Origin of the sequence: Microbacterium sp. B35-04, from assembly GCF_010634885.1 — a bacterium.
Lineage (GTDB): Bacteria > Actinomycetota > Actinomycetes > Actinomycetales > Microbacteriaceae > Microbacterium.
This window is the reverse complement of record NZ_MWLP01000087.1, coordinates 26,633-45,909: the sequence shown is the minus strand read 5'-3', so window position 1 is coordinate 45,909 and position 19,277 is coordinate 26,633. Positions and strand designations below refer to the sequence as shown.

Sequence of the window (19,277 nt, the reverse complement as noted above, 5' to 3'; positions counted from 1 at the left end):
GCCGGTCGCGAGGACGAGCCGGTCATACGCGGCGCTCGTGCCGCTGCGCATCGTCACGCGGCGCGCCGAGCGATCGATACGGGTGACGGCGTCGCCTCGCACGAATCGCACGCGGCTGTCTTCGAGGATCGCGCGCTCGAGCTCGAGATCCTCGGCGGATGCTCCGGCGAAGAATCCGGTCAACCCCACGCGGTCATAGGGGTGACGCTCTTCCTCGCCTATCAGCGTGATGCGCCACTGCTCGCCGGCCCGGCTCAGCAGGCTCTCGACGAAACGATGCGCGACCATGCCCGCGCCGACGACCACCACATGGGTGCCGAGGGCGGGCATCTCGCTCATGTCGTCACCGTACGCGGCTGATGTTGCGGCAGCGTCAGCGTCATGTTTCCGGCTGTCGACGGGGTCCCGGTGGGCCATGGCTCCTCCTCAGGGGGGAAGGTCTCGGTGACGGCGACGCTACGAGCGTGGTGTTTCACCCCCCGACCACCCGCCGTTACCCCGAGCGAACTTTTCTCTCACAGGCCCCCGCGCCGCGGTGTGAGAACCGGGGGAGCCGAGCGCATATCGTCCCGGTGCGGCAAGCGCCACCCCGCGCCGCCGTTCGCTCACGCCCGCTAGGGTGAAGGCCCCGCCGAATGGAGGTCGCATGCAGGTCTGGCCAGGTTCCCCGTACCCGTTGGGGGCGACGTTCGATGGCAGCGGCACCAACTTCGCGCTGTTCAGCGAGGGCGCCGAGCGCGTGGAGCTCTGCCTCTTCGACGACGACGGCACCGAGACACGCGTGGATCTCGTCGATGTCGACGCGTTCGTCCACCACGGTTACCTGCCGACGATCCAGCCGGGGCAGCGCTACGGATATCGGGTCCACGGCGAGTACGACCCCGCCGGCGGCAAGCGGTTCAACGCGAGCAAACTGGTGCTCGACCCGTACGCGAAGGCCGTGGAGGGACAGGTGCAGTGGGGTCAGCCGGTGTTCGGCTACAACTTCGGAGAGCCCGACTCGCGCAATGACGAGGACTCCGCGTCCCACCAGATGATGGGTGTCGTCGTGAACCCGTACTTCGACTGGAGCGGCGACCGCCAGCCCAAGACGCCGTACGCGGAATCCTTCATCTACGAGGCCCACGTGCGAGGCCTGACGAAGCTGCACCCCGCCATCCCGGAAGAGATTCGCGGCACCTACAGCGCGATCGCGCACCCGGCGATCATCGAGCATCTCGAGAAGCTGGGCGTGACGGCGATCGAGCTCATGCCGGTGCACCAGTTCGTCAACGACTCGGGCCTCGAGGAGAAGGGCCTCGCGAACTACTGGGGCTACAACACCATCGCCTTCCTCGCCCCGCAGAACACCTACTCCTCCAGCGGGCAGCGCGGCCAGCAGGTGCAGGAGTTCAAGGCGATGGTCAAGACCCTGCACGCGGCCGGCATCGAGGTGATCCTCGACGTGGTCTACAACCACACCGCCGAGGGCAGCCATCTCGGTCCGACGCTGTCGATGCGGGGCATCGACAACGAGGCGTACTACCGGCTCGAGGATGACGACAAGCGCTACTACACCGACTACACGGGCACCGGCAACAGCCTGAACGTCGGCAACCCGCACACGCTGCAGCTCATCATGGATTCGCTGCGGTACTGGGTGCTCGAGATGCACGTGGACGGCTTCCGCTTCGATCTGGCGTCGACGCTCGCGCGCGAGTTCTACGAGGTCGACCGCCTTGCCGCCTTCTTCGAGCTGGTGCAGCAGGACCCGGTGGTCTCGCAGGTGAAGCTGATCGCAGAGCCCTGGGATGTGGGGCCGGGCGGCTACCAGGTCGGCAACTTCCCGCCCCAGTGGACGGAGTGGAACGGTCAGTACCGCGACACGGTGCGCGACTTCTGGCGCGGCGAACCTGCGACCCTCGGCGAGTTCGCGTCCCGGCTCACGGGCTCGGCGGACCTCTACGAGCACTCGGGTCGCAGGCCCGTGGCATCCATCAACTTCGTCACCGCTCATGACGGCTTCACGCTGCGTGATCTCGTGTCGTACAACGAGAAGCACAACGAGGCCAACGGCGAGGACAACAGGGACGGTGCCGACGACAACCGCTCGTGGAACGCCGGCGTCGAAGGACCGACCGACGATCCTGACGTGCTGGCGCTGCGCGCCCGCCAGCAGCGCAACTTCATCGCCACGCTGCTGCTGTCGCAGGGTGTCCCGATGCTGCTGCATGGTGACGAGCTCGGCCGCACCCAGGGTGGGAACAACAACGGCTACGCGCAGGACAACGAGGTCACCTGGGTCGACTGGTCGGCACCGGATCAGCCGCTCCTGGAGTTCACCGCAGCCCTGGCGCGGCTGCGCCGCGAGCACCCGACCTTCCGTCGCCGGCGCTTCTTCGACGGCCGACCCGTGCGCCGCGAAGAGGGTGCGCCGATCCCCGACATCGGGTGGGCGCGTCCGGACGGATCGCAGATGCAGCCGGAGGACTGGGACTCCGGATTCGGACGTGCCGTCGCCGTGTTCCTCAACGGGGACGGCATCCGTGAGCGCGACCGCCGGGGCGAGCCGATCTCGGACGCCCACTTCATCGTGCTGTTCAATGCAGGTGAAGGTACGGTGGACTTCCTCATCCCGGCCGTGGAGTTCAGTCCGGAGTGGGACGTCATCGTCGACACCGCGGGGGTCCATGCCGACAGCGACCCGATCGAGCCCGGTTCGACGCTGTCGGTGCCGGGCCGCTCCCTGATGGTGCTGCGCGAACACGAGCTTCCCGAAACGCCGGTCGACCACTCCGTCGCCGCGTCGCTCGCGGCCGCGAACCCCGTCGGAATCGACGAGGTGCCAGGCGCCGCACCGCGCGCAGAGCTGCGTCACTGAGGGGGAACAGGCATGCCCGGCACGCGTCCCGCCTCCACGTACCGTCTGCAGATCCGCCCGTCCTTCACCCTCGACGACGCCGTCGCGCTGCGCGGCTACCTGAGCTCCCTCGGGGTGGACTGGGTGTATCTCTCGCCCCTCTTGACCGCGGCCGCGGGCTCCGACCACGGCTACGACGTCGTGGATCCGACCTCTGTGGACCCGGCTCGTGGCGGTAAGGCGGCGCTCGAGCGCGCCTCCCGTGGCTTCCACGACGCAGGGCTCGGCATCCTGGTCGATATCGTCCCGAACCACGTCGGTGTCGCACGCGCCGACGAGAACCCGTGGTGGTGGGATCTGCTGACCCATGGGCGGGGTTCCCGCTGGGCTGCGGCGTTCGACATCGACTGGGACTTCGGCGGCGGCAAGGTACGGTTGCCGGTCCTCGGCGAAGACATCGAGCAGGCGGCGACGACCGGCGCACTGCGCGTCGACAGTGGTGAACTCCGGTATTACGAGCACCGGTTCCCGCTCGCGCCCGGGAGCGCACCGTCGGAGCACGAGGATGTCCTCGCCGTGCATGCGCGGCAGCACTACGAGCTGATGTCGTGGCGGCGGGAGGCGTACGACCTGAACTACCGCCGGTTCTTCGGCGTCTCGAGTCTCGCGGCCGTGCGCGTGGAAGACCCGGTGGTGTTCGAGGCGAGCCACGGCGAGATCGGCCGCTGGTTCGCCGACGGCATCGTGGACGGCCTGCGGGTGGATCACCCCGACGGACTGCAGGCTCCGGTGGAGTACCTCGAGCGCCTGGATGCGCTGACCGGGAGCGCGTACGTCGTGGTCGAGAAGATCCTCGAGCACGGTGAGAACCTGCCCCAGTTCTTCGCGGCCGACGGCACGACCGGCTACGAGGTTCTGGCCGCCATCGACCGCGTGCTGATCGATCCCGATGGCGGGGCGGAGCTCGACGTGCTCGATGCCCGGCTGCGCGAACGCTCCGGCCTTCCCTCGACGCGGCCGTGGCCCGAGGTCATCGCGGGCACGAAACGAGCGATCGGTGAGGGGATCCTGCGCTCGGAGGTGCGCCGGCTCACCCGCGACCTCGGCGCGCCCGACGACGCCGCGACCGAGGACGCGGTCGTCGAGCTGCTCGCGCGCTTCCCGGTGTACCGGTCCTATCTGCCTGCCGGACGTGAGCACCTCGACCGCGCGGCGGCTGAGGTCCGCGCCCACCGTCCCGACCTCGGGGGAGCGCTCGACGGTGTGCTGACCGCACTCGCCGACCCCGGGCATCCCGCCGCCCTCCGCTTCCAGCAGACGAGCGGCATGGTGATGGCGAAGGGCGTCGAGGACACCGCCTTCTACCGGGCGACGCGGCTGGGCACGCTCACCGAGGTGGGCGCCGATCCGTCGGTGTTCGCACTCTCGGTCGACGGGTTCCACGCCGCCCAGGCCGCGCGGCACGCGGCCTGGCCGCACGCCATGACCACGCTGTCTACCCACGACACGAAGCGAGGCGAAGACGTGCGGGCCCGGCTGGCGGTGCTGTCCGAGATCCCCGAGCGATGGGGCGAGGTGCTGTACGAGCTGACGGATGCCGCCTCCACCGGCCACGGACCCTTCGACGCCCTGCTCTGGCAGGCCCTCGTCGGTGCGTGGCCCGCGTCTCGCGAGCGCCTGCATGCGTATGCCGAGAAGGCCGCCCGCGAGGCGGGCGAGGCGACGACCTGGCTGGAGCCGGATGCGGCGTTCGAGCGTCGCTTGCACGCGGCGGTGGACGCGGCCTTCGACGATCCCGCGGTGGCGGCGCGGCTCGAGTCGTTCGTCGCGGAGATCGAGGGCGCCGGATGGTCGAATGCCCTGGCGGCGAAGCTGCTGCAGCTGACCGGGCCCGGCGTTCCCGACGTGTACCAGGGGAGCGAGCTGTGGGAGCAGAGCCTGGTCGATCCCGACAATCGCCGTCCCGTCGACTTCGAGGAGCGGCGGCGTCTGCTCGAGCGGATCGACGCCGGCGAGCACCCGATCGTCGATCGGACCGGCGCCGCGAAGCTGCTCATGACGTCGCGCGCGCTGCGGCTCCGTCGCGATCGCCCCGAGCTGTTCACGCGCTACACGCCCATGACGGTGGTCGGAGCGGCGGCGGAGCACGCGATCGCGGTCGATCGCGGCGGCGCCGTGGCGGTGGCGACGCGCCTCCCCGTCGCACTGGCGCGGCGAGGCGAGCTCACCGGATCGCCGTGGGGCGACACGACCCTGCTGCGCCACGAGGGGCCGACCGTCGACGTCCTCACCGGTCGGGAGTTCACCGGTCACATCGCGCTGGCGGAGCTGCTCGACGTCTATCCGGTCGCGCTGCTCGTCGCGGGTGAGCCGTCGTGATCCCCGAGGTCTGGGCGCCTCGGGCATCGAAGGTCGCGCTGCGCGCACCAGCGCGCGGCGAAGACGCCCCGATGACCCGCGAGGACGGCGGCTGGTGGCGCGGCCGGCTCGAGCTGGCCGGCGGTGAGGAGTACGGCTTCGTCATCGACGACGCCGTCGTCGCGCGACCCGATCCGCGGTCACGGCGTCAGCCGCGCGGGGTGCACGGACTCAGCGCCGTCTTCGACGCCGCGGCCCACGAGTGGTCCGATTCCTCTTGGACGGGGCGGCAGCTCGCCGGCGGGGTCGTCTACGAGCTTCACATCGGCACCTTCACCCCCGAGGGAACATTGGATGCCGCCGCCCGGCGCCTCGGGCACCTGGTCGACCTCGGCATCGACTTCGTCGAGCTGCTGCCGGTCAACGCCTTCAACGGCGTCCACAACTGGGGCTACGACGGCGTGCTCTGGTACGCCGTGCACGAGCCGTACGGCGGCCCGGCGGCGTATCAGCGCTTCGTCGACGCCTGTCATGCGGTGGGGCTCGGCGTGATCCAGGACGTCGTCTACAACCACCTCGGCCCGAGCGGAAACTACCTGCCCGAGTTCGGACCGTACCTCCGCGACGCCGATTCGAACGCCTGGGGCTCCTCGGTGGACCTCGACGAGTCCGAAGTGCGGCGTTACATCGTCGAGAACGCCCAGATGTGGCTGCGCGACTACCACGTCGACGGGCTGCGGCTCGATGCCGTCCATGCGCTGAAGGACAGCGGGCCGGTGCACATCCTGCAGGAGCTGGCGGAGTCCGTCGATGCGCTCAGCACGCACCTCGGCCGGCCGCTCACCCTCATCGCGGAGTCGGATCTCAACGACGCCCGGCTCATCTCGGCGCGTGAGGCCGGCGGCTACGGGCTCACCGCGCAGTGGAACGACGACTATCACCACGCTCTGCATGTCGCGCTCACGGGGGAGACCACCGGGTACTACGCCGACTTCGCCTCGCTCGCCTCGCTCGCGAAGGCCTCCACCCGCGGCTTCTTCCACGACGGGACGTGGTCGTCGTTCCGCGGTCGCGCGCATGGGCATCCCATCGATCCGCGCATCCCCGTCTGGCGGCTCGTGACCTTCTCGCAGGATCACGATCAGATCGGCAACCGGGCGGCGGGCGACCGCTTGTCGCAGACCCTCGACGAGGGCGGCATCGCGATCGCCGCCGTGCTGACCGTGCTCTCACCGTTCACGCCGATGCTGTTCATGGGCGAGGAGTGGGCGGCGTCCACGCCGTGGCAGTTCTTCACGTCGCACCCCGAATCAGAGCTGGGCGCAGCGACCGCGCGCGGGCGCAAGGCCGAGTTCGCACGGATGGGCTGGGACGAGTCGCTCGTGCCAGACCCGCAGGATCCCGAGACGTTCCTGCGGTCGAAGCTGCGCTGGGACGAGAAGGATGCCGGCACCCACGCCCGCATCCTGGGGCTCTACCGCGATCTCCTCGCGCTGCGACGCGCACGCCGCGAACTCACCGACCCGGACTTCCACGCGCTCACCGCGACCGCCGACGACGGCGCGCGATGGTTCCGGCTGCGGCGTGGCGGCACCGAGATCCTGGTGAACTTCTCGGCCGACCTCGCACGTCTGCCCGTGGACGGCTCGCGGCGGCTGCTGCTGTCGACCGACGCCGCCGCCACGTCGGACGACGGCTTCGTGACGCTGCCGCCGCGCTCAGCGGTGGTTGTCGCGTCCCCGGCCGACTGAGCTCAGCGGACGCCGAGGAACGAGCGGTCCGAGAGGATGAGCGGACCGTCCTCGGTGATGGCGACAGTGTGCTCGGAGTGGGCGCCGCGGGAGCCATCGGCCGAGCGAAGCGTCCAGCCGTCGGGATCGGTCACGAGCTGGTCGGTGGTCTGAAGGAACCACGGCTCGAGTGCGAGCACGAGCCCCGCCCGCAGCGGATAGCCGCGCCCGGCCTTCCCGTCGTTGGCGACGTGCGGGTCCCCGTGCATCTCCCGGCCCACGCCGTGGCCGCCGAAGTCGGTGTTGATCGAGTAGCCGTCGCCGTGGGCGACGGCGGCGATCGCGGCGGAGATGTCGCCGATGCGGTTGCCGACCGTGGCGGCCGCGATCGCGGCATCCAGCGCCCGCTCGGTCGTGTCGATCAGCGCGAGGTCCTCGTCTCGCGGAGTGCCCACGACGAACGAGACGGCGGAGTCGGCGACCCAGCCGTCGATCGACACCGCGAAGTCGAGCGACACCAGATCTCCGTCGCGGAGGGCGTAGTCGAAGGGGAGGCCGTGCAGCACCGCGTCGTTCACCGACGTGCAGATGACCTTGCCGAACGGGCTGGCGCCGAACGACGGGTGGTAGTCGATGTAGCACGACTCGGCGCCGGCCCGGCGGATCAGTTCATGCGCGCGACGATCGATCGCCAGGAGGTTCGTGCCGACCTTGGTCTCGTCGCGCAGCGTCGCGAGCGTCTCGGCGACGAATCGCCCGGCGGGCTTCATCGCCTCGATCTCGGCAGGTGTGCGCAACTCGATCATGTGGAGTTTCCTCTCGTTCCCCGTCCATTCTGTCGGACGCGGCGGCTCCGGGCTGGGAGGATGCCCCGTGGCCCGCGCATGCGTGCCACCACCCGCCTCCGCGGCGTACCATCAGAGGCATGTGGCTGCGTCGCGCGTTCTTCGGCTGGCTCATCCCGGCGGCCTTCCTGCTGCCGCTCTGGCTCTTCGTCGGATGGGCCGTCTTCAATGCCGGCGGGTGGGCGTTCCTCTGGGTGCTGTTCCTCGCGATCCCCGGCGTGTTCGTCTGGCAGCTGATCCTCACGCTGCTGGTCCGGGCGCGCGGGACAGTGCGCGCGCACCGCGCGGTCTCGTGGTGGGACGTCCTCGGGTTCACCGTCTGGCACGGTCTGGTCATCTCCCTCGGCTTCTTCGACGAGGCCTGGTGGGCGCCCCTGATGGTGGTGACGATCCTCGCCGGCGTCGGGCTGTTCTGGCTCGAGCTCTGGCAGCTGTGGAGTGAGGCGCGGCCCACGAGGATCGTGCTCCGCACGTCCGACGGGCTGGCCTACATCCCCGCGCAGGCGGATGCGCCGGAGGCCGCGGAACGCGAGGTCATCGTCATCACCGAGAAGCAGACGCCGCCCGCGAGCTGACGTGTTTTGGCGGGGTGCGGCATCCATGGCAGAATGGATGCTTGTGCCCTGACCGGTTCTGCCTCAGGGGAATCAGCTGTACGGCGTCACGCCGGAGGCCTGCGGCACTTCACATCCTTCTACAACCCTTCCCGTGGTCGACCTGTGGCGGCCGCAGAGAGAGACGATCATGCAGATCCTCGACGCCGTCGATGCGGCTTCACTCCGCTCCGACATCCCCGACTTCAACGCCGGCGACACCGTGAAGGTGCACGTCAACATCACCGAGGGCAACCGCTCGCGTATCCAGGTCTTCCAGGGCGTCGTCATCGGCCGCTCCGGCGACGGCGTTCGCGAGACCTTCACGGTCCGCAAGATCAGCTTCCAGGTCGGCGTCGAGCGCACCTTCCCGGTGCACTCCCCGGTCATCGACCACATCGAGGTCGTGACCCGCGGTGACGTGCGTCGCGCGAAGCTCTACTACCTGCGCAACCTCCGTGGCAAGAAGGCCAAGATCAAGGAGAAGCGCGGCTGACGCCCGCTGCCTGCAGCATTTTCTCGAAGCCCCGGACCCTCTGGCGTCCGGGGCTTCGTCCGTTCTCCGTGCGGGCCGGAATGTGCGACCCTTGAAGACGGGTCGCCGCGACCGCCGGCATCCGCGAAGGAACTCCATGACGACCGAGAAGTCGGCTCCCGCCGAGCCGGCGCCCGGGCCCCAGCCTGAGGCGACCATTCAGCCGCGTCGTCGGGGCTGGGTCGTGTTCCTGCGCGACGTGATCGTGATCATCCTGATCGCCGTGCTGGTCTCGCTCGTGGTGAAGACCTTCCTCGTCCGATCGTTCTACATCCCCTCCGGTTCGATGGAGGACACCCTCCACATCAAGGACCGGATCCTCGTCGACGAGATCACCCCCGACTTCGGCGGGTACGACCGCGGCGACATCGTGGTCTTCCAAGATCCCGGCGGCTGGCTGCCGCCGAGCACCGAGCCCGCGCGGCCACCGATCGTCGAGGGCGTGGAATGGGTGCTGTCGCTCGTCGGCCTCGCCGCTCCTGACAGTGACGATCACCTCGTCAAGCGGATCGTCGGGCTCCCCGGCGATCACGTCGTCTGCTGCAACGCCCTCGGCCAGATCACAGTGAACGACGTGCCGATCGACGAGAGCGCCTACATCAAGCTCCCGGCGGGGGAGTCCGCGGCATCCGGCGATGCGTTCGACATCGTGGTCCCCGACGGCAGCCTCTGGGTGCTCGGCGACAACCGCTACCGCTCGAAGGACTCGCGGTACAACACGGACCAGCCCGGAAAGGGCTTCGTGCCCCTCGACAACCTCGTCGGGCGCGCCTTCCTGGTGACGTGGCCGTTCGATCGCTTCGGGCTCCTCGACTTCCATCACGACGTCTTCGCCGGCATTCCCGATCCGGAGCCGGAGGGCGGCGAGCAGTGACCGTCGCCGAGCCTCGCCTCACCCTCGAGCGCCGTCTCCTGCGGGAGCACACGCTCGTGATCGCGTGCGACGAGGTCGGCCGGGGCGCACTGGCCGGACCGGTGGCCGTAGGCGCCGCCGTTGTGGATGCTCCGCGCTCGCGCAAGCGCATCCCCCAGGGGCTGCGCGACTCGAAACTCGTCCCCGAGCCGAAACGCGCAGACGTGGCCGCCCGTGCCGCCTCCTGGGTCGCGGCGAGCGCTGTGGGCTGGGCGAGCTCCGAGGAGATCGACGAGATCGGCATCATGCGCGCCCTCGGTCTGGCGGCGATCCGCGCGATCGCCGATCTCCGCGCCCACGGGGTCGTGCCCGAGGACGCGATCGTGATCCTCGACGGCAACTACGACTACATCCGCCCCGCAGGCGCGTGGGGGCTGACCGTCCAGCCGGTCATCAAGGCCGACCGCGACTGCGCGTCGGCGGCTGCGGCATCCGTCATCGCCAAGGTCGCACGCGACCGGCTCATGACCGAACTGCATGACGAGCTGCCGGCGTACGAGTGGGCGCGCAACAAGGGGTACGCGAGCCCAGATCACCGCGAGGCCATCCGCACGCACGGCATCAGCCGGCACCACCGCGCGTCGTGGTCGATCGCCGACGCACCGACGCTCTTCTAGCGTTCGCCACGCGCGGACCCGGATCGCCGCGCTTGTCCGCGCCCATAGGATGGAACCACCATGGATGACGAGGTCTTCGAAGACTACGACCGCGAACTCGAGCTCGCACTGTACCGCGAGTACCGCGATGTCGTTTCGCAGTTCCAGTACGTGATCGAGACGGAACGGCGCTTCTACCTCGCGAACGAGGTGAACGTCGTGCGCCGCGACACCGAGCACGACTTCTACTTCGAGATCTCGATGACCGACGTCTGGGTGTGGGACATCTATCGTGCCGATCGCTTCGTGAAGGCCGTGCGCGTGCTCACCTTCAAGGACGTCAACGTCGAAGAGCTGTCGCGCCGCGACTTCCACCTTCCCGAAGAGCTGTCGCTCGACACCTGAGCCGCCGGCTCCTCCCCAGCCGTCGCGATTCCGGGACCCGTTCCGAGTTCTGAACGGATGCCGCAGCCGCGCGTCCGCGCGCGTATCCTGGCGCGCGACGATGCCGGAATGGCAGACAAAGACGTGCTCGGCCGCGCGGGCGAAGACCGAGCCGCGCGGTACTTCGAGCAGCAGGGTTTCACCGTCCTCGATCGCAACTGGCGGTGCCGCGAGGGGGAACTGGATCTGGTGGTCGCCGATCGCGCCGCGGTGGTCGTGGTCGAGGTCAAGACGCGCAGGGGCGAAGGGTTCGGGCATCCGTTCGAAGCGATCGATGCCCGCAAGCGCGTGCGGCTCTGGCGCCTCGCGATCGCCTGGGTGGGCGCGCACCGCGACCTGGTGCAGGGGCGCCGGCTGCGCATCGACGCGATCGGGCTGACCGGCACGGAGCCGGCGACAGCTCGGCTCGAGCACCTCGTCGACGTGGAGGTGCCGTGAGCGTCGCGCGCACGTGGGCCGTCGCGCTCGTCGGTGCCGAGGGCGAATGCGTCGAAGTCGAGGCCGATCTGTCGCAGCAGACGCCGGAGTTCAAGATCATCGGGCTCCCCGACAAGGCGCTCGGCGAGGCCGTGCAGCGGGTGCACAACGCGTGCGCCAACAGCGGCACGCCGATGCCGCGGCGGCGGCTCACGGTGAACCTGTCGCCGGCCAGCCTGCCGAAGCAGGGCTCCGGCTTCGACGTCGCGATCGCGGTGGCGTCGCTCGCGACGGAATCGTCGATGAACCCGTCGTCGGTGGCGTCGGCGGTGCATATCGGCGAGCTCGGCCTCGACGGCCGGCTGCGTCCGGTGCCGGGGGTCCTGCCCGCTGTGGTCGCCGCCCGACGCGCGGGGCATCGCCGCGTGGTGGTGCCGCACGCCAACGGGGCCGAGGCTGCGCTCGTCGGGGGGATCGAGGTGCTCGCCGCGGTCAATCTCGCCCAAGTGGTGTCGTGGCACGGCGGCGACGTCGAGGTCCCCGACGAGGAGCCCGTCGCCCTGCCGGACGACGAGCCGGAACCCGGGTCCACCGTGGATCTTTCGGAGGTGATCGGCCAGCGCGACGCGGTCGAGGCGCTCATCGTGGCCGCGGCGGGCGGCCACCACCTGCTGATGTGCGGGCCGCCCGGCGCGGGGAAGACCATGCTCGCGCGTCGGCTCCCCGGCATCCTGCCGGCACTCGACGACGGCGCCGCGCTCGCGAGCGCCTCGATCCGCAGCCTCGCCGGATCCCGCGTGGTCGAGCTGTCGCGCACCCCGCCGTTCGAGGCGCCGCACCACAGCGCGAGCGTCGCCGCACTGGTGGGCGGCGGCACGCGCTTCATCCGCCCCGGGGCGATCGCGCGGGCGAGCGAGGGTGTGCTGTTCCTCGACGAAGCCGGCGAGTTCGCGTCGAGCGCGCTCGACGCGCTGCGGCAGCCACTGGAGTCCGGCTCCATCACGATTCACCGGGCGGGTGCGCAGGCACAGTATCCGGCACGCTTCCAGCTGGTGCTCGCGACGAACCCGTGTCCCTGCGGGGACTACGGCATCCGGGGTGGCACCTGCACCTGTCCGCCTGCCGCGATCCGCCGCTACCTCGGCCGGCTGTCCGGGCCGCTGCTGGACCGTATGGACATCGAGCTGACGCTGACCAGGGTGTCCGTGGCGCAGCGCGACAGCGGGCCGTCGATCTCGACCGCCGCCGCGCGTGACCGTGTCGCCGACGCGCGGGCGCGCGCCCGCCACCGGCTGGCCGGTACGCCCTGGCGGGTGAACGCCGACGTGCCGGGATCGTGGCTGCGCGAAGGACCCGGTGCGCCGGCGCCGGTGGTTCGACGTCCGCTGGATGCCGCCCTGCACCGCGGCGCGCTCACGCTGCGCGGCTACGACCGCGTGCTGCGTGTCGCCTGGTCCATCGCCGACATCGAGGGGCGCGCGCAGCTCAGCGCCGAGCACATCGGCCGCGCGCTCTACCTGAAGAAGGGACTCGCCCTGTGACCGCGTTCGATCTCAGCGCCGGCGCCGCGCGGCGCGCCCTGGCGCCGACAGGGGCAGACGACGACCGCGACGACGCCCGCGAGCGATATGCGACAGCGGTGTGGTGCCAGCTGATCGAGCCGGGGGACTCGGTGGCGGGTCGCCTCATCGCCGCTCGTGGCGCCGCGCCCGCGCTCGAAGCCGTCCTGGCCGAGGGGACGCTGCCCGACGTCACCCCGCGAGAGCTGGCGGAGGGGCGCAAGCGCTGGCTGCCGCGCCTGTCCGCACGCGCGGTCGCCGACTCCCTCACGACGGCCGCGGCGCGAGGCGTCACGCTGGTGACGCGGAGCGACCCGCAGTGGCCGAATCAACTGGACGACCTCGACGCGCACGCGCCGGTGTGCTTGTGGGTGCGCGGCGATGTCGCTGCGCTGCGCCGGCTCGAGGCTTCCGTCGCGATCGTCGGCGCCAGGGCCGCATCGCGCTATGGCGACCACGTGGCGATGGAGCTCTCGGCCGAACTCGCCGGTCGCGGCATCGGCGTGGTGTCGGGCGGCGCGTACGGCATCGACGGCGCCGCGCATCGCGCGGCGCTGTCCGCGGGCGGGCTCACGGTCGCTCTGCTCGCCGGTGGCGCGGACCGCTCATACCCCGCCGGTCACACCCAGCTGATCGACGACATCGCAGAGCGCGGTGTCGTGGCGAGCGAGGTGGCGTGCGGCTCCGCGCCGACGAAGTGGCGATTCCTGCAGCGCAACCGGCTGATCGCCGCCCTTTCGGCGGCGACGGTGGTCGTCGAAGCCGGGTGGCGCAGCGGCTCGCTCAACACCGCCGGCCACGCGGCCGCGCTGTCGCGGCCGCTCGGCGCCGTCCCCGGTCCCATCACCTCCGCGACTTCGGCGGGTACGCATCGCCTCATCCGCGAGTACGGCGCGCAATGCATCACCGGCGCCGACGATGTGCGCGAACTGCTGGGGATGGGTTCCGGGATGGATGACCATGCCGGCGTCCAGACCGGGTACACCGGTGAGTCGACGCGCGTGATGGACGCGCTGAGCACGCGCGCGTGGCGGGAGTCCGCCGACATCGCACGGCGCGCCGGAATGGCGGCGGATGCGGTCGAGGGCCTTCTCGGGCTGCTGCGCCTCGATGGCTCCGTCGAGGCGGGTGCCGACGGCTGGAGGCTGACGCGGAGGGTGGGTGGCTGACGCGGAAAGGCCTCCGGACGGCTGGGCGGCTGACGCTGCGGGTGGCTGGCGCGGCGGCGTCCGCGCGCGGCGTCGGCACGCGGCGGAGGCGCGTGCTCGGGCGGGTCGCAGCGTCGTACACCGGGGATGCGGGAGCAAGCTGGAGCCGTGGAGATCATCGAGGGAGCAGAGGCGTACCTCCGCCATCTGAGCGAGGTGCGCCGGCTGTCACCGGCCACGGTGAGGGCGTACCGCGCCGACCTCGCCGGACTCGCCCTCGCGTGCGGAGACATCGACCTCGCCGTGGTCGACCTCGACAACCTTCGCGAGTGGCTGTGGCAAGCGGTGCAGCGCGGCGACAGCCGCGCCACCATCGCGCGCCGCACCGCCGCCGTGCGCGGCTTCTTCGCGTGGGCGACCGAAACCGGGGTCGTGCCGACGGACCCCAGCCTGCGGCTCGTCGCCCCCAAACGCGGCCGGACGCTGCCGAAGGTCGCCACAGCGGACGCCCTGGACAGCGTGCTCGAACGGCTCGAGGCGGCGGCCGCCGAGGGCGACCCGCTCGCCCTGCGCGACCATGCGATGCTCGAGATGCTCTACGGCGCCGCGCTGCGCGTGTCGGAGCTGTGCGGGCTGGACGTCGACGACCTCGATCGTGACCGGCGCACGGCCCGTGTGCTCGGAAAGGGTTCGAAGGAGCGGGTCGTCCCGTTCGGAGTCCCGGCGCTGCGCGCCATCGACGCCTATCTGGTGCGCGGCCGACCGGCGCTCCTCGCCCGGCGGACCGGCGACCCCGTCGCACCGGCGCTCTTCCTCGGCGCGCGAGGCGGCCGCATCGGGCCGCGGGCGGTGTACGACCTCGTCTCGCGCGAGCTGGGTCCCGAGCTCGGAGCTCACGTCGGACCGCACGCGCTTCGCCATTCGGCAGCGACGCACCTGCTCGACGGCGGCGCCGACCTTCGCGCCGTCCAGGAGATCCTCGGCCACGCGAGCCTCGGCACGACGCAGATCTACACCCATGTCTCGAGCGAGCGTCTGGCCGCCTCCTACCGTCTCGCGCATCCCCGAGCCTGAGCCTGTGGTCAGCAGCAGGTCAGCAGCACCGCTCGCGGGACGCCGCCCAGAAGCACGAGCGGATTGATGTAGGAGCCGTCCAGGCGCACCCCGAAATGCAGGGCGCCCAGGGCGGTGTGGCCGCCGGTGGACACGGTCCCCGCCTCAGCGCCGGCGGCGATCGGCGTGCCGGCGAGAAGGGCGGAGTCGACCGGCTCGAGGGTTGAGACGAGCCCCCCGCCGTGATCGATCGTGAGGATGCCGCGCCCGGCGACCTGCCCCGAGAACGCGACGACGCCCTCGGCCGGCACGCGCACGATGTTCTCGCCCAGCACCGTCAGGTCGATTCCCCTGTGGCCGGGGCCGTACTCGTGAGGCGGTGCCACGAACGGGCGCTCGAGGCGGAACGGCTGCACCGGCCACAGCCACCGCTCCGCCCTGGAGACCGGTCCGCCGCCCGCCGCCGCCATTGCCTCATCGGCCCGCCCGTCCGCCCGCGCGGTCTCTGGCGACCAGGCGGCGGCAAGGCACAGTGCCAGGGCGCACGAGGCGACCGCGCGAGCGCCCCGGCCGATGATGCCTGCGGACCTCGTCATGATCCGACCATCCCGTACGGCGAGGGCGCGTTGCTCGGCGCGACGCGGACCCGTGGAGAACCGTGGCCGCACACCGGCGGGGGAGGAGGGTCGGCCCGGTCCGCCTGCTGATACACTGGATGCGCACTCCGCATGTCGGGGTGACTCCGCGTGCCCACAGCGCCGCACATCCTGAGTCTGACGAAGGATGCGGCGCGGCATCCACTCCCTACGGTCTCTGCGAACGCTCACGAGCGGGCGCGGGGTGGGAATGTGCCGGGCACCAGGCTCGCCGGCCCCACGCCGGCGCGAGAACAACCGCAACAGGCGCACACGCGCCGGAACAGGAGAACGGCCATGGCCGTCGTCACCATTCGCCAGCTGCTCGACAGCGGCGTGCACTTCGGACACCAGACCCGCCGGTGGAACCCGAAGGTCAAGCGCTTCATCCTCACGGAGCGCAGCGGCATCCACATCATCGACCTGCAGCAGTCGCTCACGTACATCGACAAGGCGTACGAGTTCGTCAAGGAGACGGTCGCCCACGGCGGCACCATCCTCTTCGTCGGCACCAAGAAGCAGGCGCAGGAAGTCATCGCCGAGCAGGCGACCCGCGTGGGCCAGCCCTACGTCAACCAGCGCTGGCTCGGCGGTCTGCTCACCAACTTCTCGACGGTGTCGAAGCGTCTCGCTCGCATGAAGGAGCTCGAGGAGCTCGACTTCGAGAACCCGGCTGAGAGCGGCTTCACCAAGAAGGAGCTGCTCCTCAAGAAGCGCGAGCTCGACAAGCTGCACAAGTCGCTCGGCGGCATCCGCAACCTCCAGAAGACCCCGTCGGCCATCTGGGTCGTGGACGCCAAGCGCGAGCACCTCGCGATCAACGAGGCATCCAAGCTCGGCATCCCCGTGATCGGCATCCTCGACACGAACGCCGACCCGGACGAGTTCCAGTACCCGATCCCCGGCAACGACGACGCGATCCGCTCGGTGGGCCTGCTCACCCGCATCATCGCCGACGCCGCCGCGGAGGGCCTGATCCAGCGTCACCAGCCCACCGACGAGGCCGCTGACGCGGAGCCCCTCGCCGACTGGGAGCGCGAACTGCTCGAGCAGGGCGCCGCAGCCGCTGAGAGCGACGCCGTCGAGCTCGCCACCGAGGCCCTCGTGGTCGAGGCCATCGCCGAGGAGCTCGCCGCCGAGGGCGACGTCGCCGACGCCGTCGTGGCCGAGGCCATCGCCGAGGAGCTCGCCGCTGAGGCCGTCGTGGCCGAGGTCATCGCCGAGGAGCTCGAGGCTGAGGCCGAGGCCGGCAAGGCCGACGCGTAATCGCATCTTCCCGCCCGGCGGAGTCGTCTCCGGACGACTCCGCCGCGGCATCCACAGAACTCTCACAATCAAGGAGCCGCCACCCATGGCAAACTTCACGATCGCCGACATCAAGACCCTGCGCGAGCAGCTGGGCACCGGCATGGTCGACACCAAGAAGGCGCTCGAGGAGGCCGACGGCGACCTCGAGAAGGCCGTCGAGATCCTGCGCCTGAAGGGCGCGAAGGGCAACGCCAAGCGCGCCGACCGCTCCACGAGCGAGGGACTGGTCGCGGCGAAGGAGGTCGATGGTCAGGTCACGATCATCGAGCTCAACACCGAGACCGACTTCGTCGCGAAGAACGAGCGCTTCATCGCCCTCGCCGACAAGGTGCTCGACGCCGCAGCTGCCGCTCACGCGGACTCGGCCGAGTCCGCCCTCGCCGCGCTCGCCGGTTCTCAGACGGTCGCCGAGCTGATCGCGGACGAGGCCGCCATCATCGGCGAGAAGGTCGAGCTGCGCCGCGTGAGCACCCTCACGGGCGACAAGTTCGAGATCTACCTCCACAAGACCAGCAAGGACCTGCCGCCGCAGGTCGGTGTCGTGCTCGCCTACTCGGGCGACGACGCCGAGACGGCGCGCAGCCTCGCGCAGCACATCTCGTTCGCGAACCCGTCGTATCTGTCCCGCGACGAGGTCCCCGAGGCGGATGTCGACAAGGAGCGCGAGATCGTCACCGAGATCTCGCGCAACGAGGGCAAGCCCGAGGCCGCCCTCCCGAAGATCGTCGAGGGCCGCGTCAACGCGTTCTTCAAGCAGGTCTCGCTTCTCGACCAGGACTACGCGAAGGACAACAAGCAGTCCGTCGCGCAGGTCGCGAAGGACGCCGGTCTGACCCTGACGGGCTTCGCCCGCTACAAGGTCGGCGCCTGATCCATTGAGAAGGCCCGCATCGGCAATCCGATGCGGGCCTTTTCTCATGCCCTTCGGTAGTTTGTCCCCGCCGGATAGTTTGTCGTCATCGAGAGGACCACTGTGATCAACGAGAACACCGGGCGCCGGCGCGTCCTTCTGAAGCTGTCCGGCGAGGCGTTCGGCGGCGGACAGCTGGGCGTCAACCCCGACGTGGTCAGCCAGATGGCACGCGAGATCGCCGCGGCGGTCGACCGCGTCGAGATCGCGGTGGTCGTGGGAGGCGGCAACTTCTTCCGCGGTGCCGAGCTCAGCCAGCGCGGCATGGACCGCGGCCGGGCCGACTACATGGGCATGCTGGGCACCGTGATGAACGCCCTCGCTCTGCAGGACTTCCTCGAGCAGGCCGGCGCAGCGACGCGCGTGCAGTCCGCGATCTCGATGACGCAGGTCGCAGAGCCGTACATCCCCCGCCGGGCCGAGCGCCACATGGAGAAGGGACGCGTCGTCATCTTCGGTGCCGGCGCCGGCCTGCCGTACTTCTCCACCGACACCGTCGCAGCTCAGCGCGCCCTCGAGATCGACGCGCAGGAGGTCCTCGTCGCGAAGAACGGCGTCGACGGCGTCTACACGGCAGATCCGAAGAAGGATGCCTCGGCCACCCTGATCGATCGCATCACGTACCTCGACGCGCTGCAGCGGGGGCTCAAGGTCGTGGACTCGACCGCGTTCAGTCTCTGCATGGACAACCGCATGGACATGAGGGTGTTCGGCATGGAACCGGCCGGCAACGTGACGAAGGCGCTCCTCGGCGAGACCATCGGCACGCTCGTCACGGCGTGAGCCCGCTGCCGCCGATACACTTGACCAGCCCCATCTACCTGAAGGAGACACTGTGATCGCGGACGTCTTGGCCGATGCCGGAGTGCGCATGGACCGCGCTGTCGAGGCTGCGAAGGAGGATTTCGCCACGGTGCGCACCGGACGCGCGAACCCGCAGCTGTTCCAGAAGGTCCTTGTCGACTACTACGGCAGCCCGACGCCGCTCGCGCAGCTCGCGTCGATCAACAACCCCGAGGCCCGCACCCTCATCATCACGCCGTACGACAAGTCGGCGCTGAAGGCGATCGAGCAGGCGATCCGCGACATCCCTAACCTCGGCGTGAACCCCACGAACGACGGCAATCTCGTGCGCATCACGATGCCGGAGCTCACCGAGGAGCGCCGCAAGGAGTACGTCAAGCTGACGCGTGGCAAGGGCGAGGACGCCAAGGTGCACGTGCGCGGCATCCGCCGCAAGGCCAAGGACGACATCGACGCGCTGAAGGGCGAGGTCGGAGAAGACGAGCTCGGCCGTGCCGAGAAGGAGCTCGACGCGCTCACGCGCGCCCACGTCGACGCGATCGACGAGGCGCTCAAGCGCAAAGAGGCCGAGCTCCTCGAGGTCTGAAGTC

At 70.2% G+C, this 19,277-nt stretch carries 19 protein-coding genes; 16 read left to right on the top strand and 3 right to left on the bottom strand.

Annotated elements, in window-relative coordinates; genetic code table 11:
* Positions 1-339 (bottom strand): FAD-dependent oxidoreductase (locus tag B1729_RS16850; RefSeq protein ID WP_239539690.1); only part of this gene is annotated, 339 nt, incomplete at its 3' end.
* A 307-nt stretch (positions 340-646) separates the two neighbouring features.
* Here B1729_RS16850 and glgX point away from each other — a divergent pair.
* Genes glgX through treZ form a run of 3 tightly spaced genes read left to right on the top strand, consistent with a single transcriptional unit; the run spans position 647 to position 6,948 of the window.
* Positions 647-2,860: a glycogen debranching protein GlgX gene (gene glgX / locus B1729_RS16845; protein ID WP_163633921.1), complete on the top strand. Its 2,214-nt coding sequence runs from the start codon at positions 647-649 to the stop codon at positions 2,858-2,860.
* Between the two features lie 12 nt (positions 2,861-2,872).
* Positions 2,873-5,218, top strand: coding sequence for a malto-oligosyltrehalose synthase (treY, locus tag B1729_RS16840; RefSeq protein ID WP_163617342.1), 2,346 nt, complete (start codon positions 2,873-2,875; stop codon positions 5,216-5,218).
* Positions 5,215-6,948 carry a malto-oligosyltrehalose trehalohydrolase gene (gene treZ, locus B1729_RS16835; protein ID WP_204318955.1) on the top strand — a complete coding sequence of 578 codons (1,734 nt, stop codon included), beginning with the start codon at positions 5,215-5,217 and terminating at the stop codon, positions 6,946-6,948. The genes treY and treZ overlap by 4 nt, the downstream gene beginning before the upstream one ends.
* A gap of 2 nt (positions 6,949-6,950) precedes the next feature.
* Here the strand turns inward: treZ and map are convergent, their stop codons facing one another.
* On the bottom strand, positions 6,951-7,733 hold the full coding sequence (gene map, locus B1729_RS16830) for a type I methionyl aminopeptidase (RefSeq protein WP_163633919.1): 783 nt from the start codon (positions 7,731-7,733) through the stop codon (positions 6,951-6,953).
* A 119-nt stretch (positions 7,734-7,852) separates the two neighbouring features.
* Here map and B1729_RS16825 point away from each other — a divergent pair, with 119 nt between their 5' ends.
* From B1729_RS16825 to B1729_RS16785, 9 genes are all read left to right on the top strand, one after another.
* Positions 7,853-8,347 carry an MFS transporter permease gene (locus B1729_RS16825; RefSeq protein ID WP_163617340.1) on the top strand — a complete coding sequence of 165 codons (495 nt, stop codon included), beginning with the start codon at positions 7,853-7,855 and terminating at the stop codon, positions 8,345-8,347.
* Between the two features lie 169 nt (positions 8,348-8,516).
* The gene (gene rplS / locus B1729_RS16820) at positions 8,517-8,861 is read left to right on the top strand and encodes a 50S ribosomal protein L19 (protein ID WP_163617534.1); all 345 of its coding nucleotides are present in this window, start codon (positions 8,517-8,519) and stop codon (positions 8,859-8,861) included.
* Between the two features lie 136 nt (positions 8,862-8,997).
* Positions 8,998-9,774, top strand: coding sequence for a signal peptidase I (lepB, locus tag B1729_RS16815; RefSeq protein WP_163617339.1), 777 nt, complete (start codon positions 8,998-9,000; stop codon positions 9,772-9,774).
* On the top strand, positions 9,771-10,430 hold the full coding sequence (locus B1729_RS16810) for a ribonuclease HII (RefSeq protein ID WP_163617338.1): 660 nt from the start codon (positions 9,771-9,773) through the stop codon (positions 10,428-10,430). The genes lepB and B1729_RS16810 overlap by 4 nt, the downstream gene beginning before the upstream one ends.
* Before the next feature lie 60 nt (positions 10,431-10,490).
* On the top strand, positions 10,491-10,814 hold the full coding sequence (locus B1729_RS16805) for a DUF2469 family protein (protein ID WP_163617337.1): 324 nt from the start codon (positions 10,491-10,493) through the stop codon (positions 10,812-10,814).
* 108 nt (positions 10,815-10,922) lie between these two features.
* Positions 10,923-11,291, top strand: a complete 369-nt coding sequence (locus tag B1729_RS16800; RefSeq protein WP_163617336.1) for a YraN family protein — start codon at positions 10,923-10,925, stop codon at positions 11,289-11,291.
* Entirely contained in the window at positions 11,288-12,811 is a 1,524-nt protein-coding gene (locus B1729_RS16795; protein WP_163617335.1) for a YifB family Mg chelatase-like AAA ATPase, read from the top strand. The genes B1729_RS16800 and B1729_RS16795 overlap by 4 nt, the downstream gene beginning before the upstream one ends.
* Positions 12,808-13,998 (top strand): DNA-processing protein DprA, encoded by a 1,191-nt coding sequence (gene dprA, locus B1729_RS16790; RefSeq protein ID WP_163617334.1) that lies wholly within the window; start codon positions 12,808-12,810, stop codon positions 13,996-13,998. Before B1729_RS16795 ends, dprA begins: the two co-directional genes overlap by 4 nt.
* Positions 13,999-14,145: 147 nt before the next feature.
* Positions 14,146-15,051, top strand: coding sequence for a tyrosine recombinase XerC (locus B1729_RS16785; protein WP_239525767.1), 906 nt, complete (start codon positions 14,146-14,148; stop codon positions 15,049-15,051).
* An 8-nt stretch (positions 15,052-15,059) separates the two neighbouring features.
* On the opposite strand, the gene B1729_RS16780 is transcribed toward B1729_RS16785, so the two are convergent.
* The gene (locus B1729_RS16780; RefSeq protein ID WP_163633917.1) at positions 15,060-15,626 is read right to left on the bottom strand and encodes a M23 family metallopeptidase; all 567 of its coding nucleotides are present in this window, start codon (positions 15,624-15,626) and stop codon (positions 15,060-15,062) included.
* Between the two features lie 336 nt (positions 15,627-15,962).
* Between B1729_RS16780 and rpsB the strand changes: the two genes are divergently transcribed.
* The 4 genes from rpsB (at position 15,963) to frr (ending at position 19,273) form a co-directional block, all read left to right on the top strand.
* Entirely contained in the window at positions 15,963-16,931 is a 969-nt protein-coding gene (rpsB, locus tag B1729_RS16775) for a 30S ribosomal protein S2 (RefSeq protein ID WP_163617331.1), read from the top strand.
* Between the two features lie 85 nt (positions 16,932-17,016).
* On the top strand, positions 17,017-17,844 hold the full coding sequence (tsf, locus tag B1729_RS16770; protein WP_163617330.1) for a translation elongation factor Ts: 828 nt from the start codon (positions 17,017-17,019) through the stop codon (positions 17,842-17,844).
* 102 nt (positions 17,845-17,946) lie between these two features.
* Positions 17,947-18,666 (top strand): UMP kinase, encoded by a 720-nt coding sequence (pyrH, locus tag B1729_RS16765; RefSeq protein ID WP_163617329.1) that lies wholly within the window; start codon positions 17,947-17,949, stop codon positions 18,664-18,666.
* Between the two features lie 52 nt (positions 18,667-18,718).
* Positions 18,719-19,273: a ribosome recycling factor gene (frr, locus tag B1729_RS16760; protein WP_163617328.1), complete on the top strand. Its 555-nt coding sequence runs from the start codon at positions 18,719-18,721 to the stop codon at positions 19,271-19,273.
* Positions 19,274-19,277 lie beyond the last annotated feature (4 nt).

Excerpts from the sequence above, each read along its gene's own strand:
- B1729_RS16800 (WP_163617336.1), top strand. The coding sequence starts at position 10,923 with ATGGCAGACAAAGACGTGCTCGGCCGCGCGGGCGAAGACCGAGCCGCG.
- rpsB (WP_163617331.1), top strand. The coding sequence starts at position 15,963 with ATGGCCGTCGTCACCATTCGCCAGCTGCTCGACAGCGGCGTGCACTTC.
- rplS (WP_163617534.1), top strand. The coding sequence starts at position 8,517 with ATGCAGATCCTCGACGCCGTCGATGCGGCTTCACTCCGCTCCGACATC.
- treY (WP_163617342.1), top strand. The coding sequence starts at position 2,873 with ATGCCCGGCACGCGTCCCGCCTCCACGTACCGTCTGCAGATCCGCCCG.
- tsf (WP_163617330.1), top strand. The coding sequence starts at position 17,017 with ATGGCAAACTTCACGATCGCCGACATCAAGACCCTGCGCGAGCAGCTG.
- B1729_RS16805 (WP_163617337.1), top strand. The coding sequence starts at position 10,491 with ATGGATGACGAGGTCTTCGAAGACTACGACCGCGAACTCGAGCTCGCA.
- map (WP_163633919.1), bottom strand. The coding sequence starts at position 7,733 with ATGATCGAGTTGCGCACACCTGCCGAGATCGAGGCGATGAAGCCCGCC.
- B1729_RS16825 (WP_163617340.1), top strand. The coding sequence starts at position 7,853 with ATGTGGCTGCGTCGCGCGTTCTTCGGCTGGCTCATCCCGGCGGCCTTC.
- lepB (WP_163617339.1), top strand. The coding sequence starts at position 8,998 with ATGACGACCGAGAAGTCGGCTCCCGCCGAGCCGGCGCCCGGGCCCCAG.
- B1729_RS16780 (WP_163633917.1), bottom strand. The coding sequence starts at position 15,626 with ATGACGAGGTCCGCAGGCATCATCGGCCGGGGCGCTCGCGCGGTCGCC.
- glgX (WP_163633921.1), top strand. The coding sequence starts at position 647 with ATGCAGGTCTGGCCAGGTTCCCCGTACCCGTTGGGGGCGACGTTCGAT.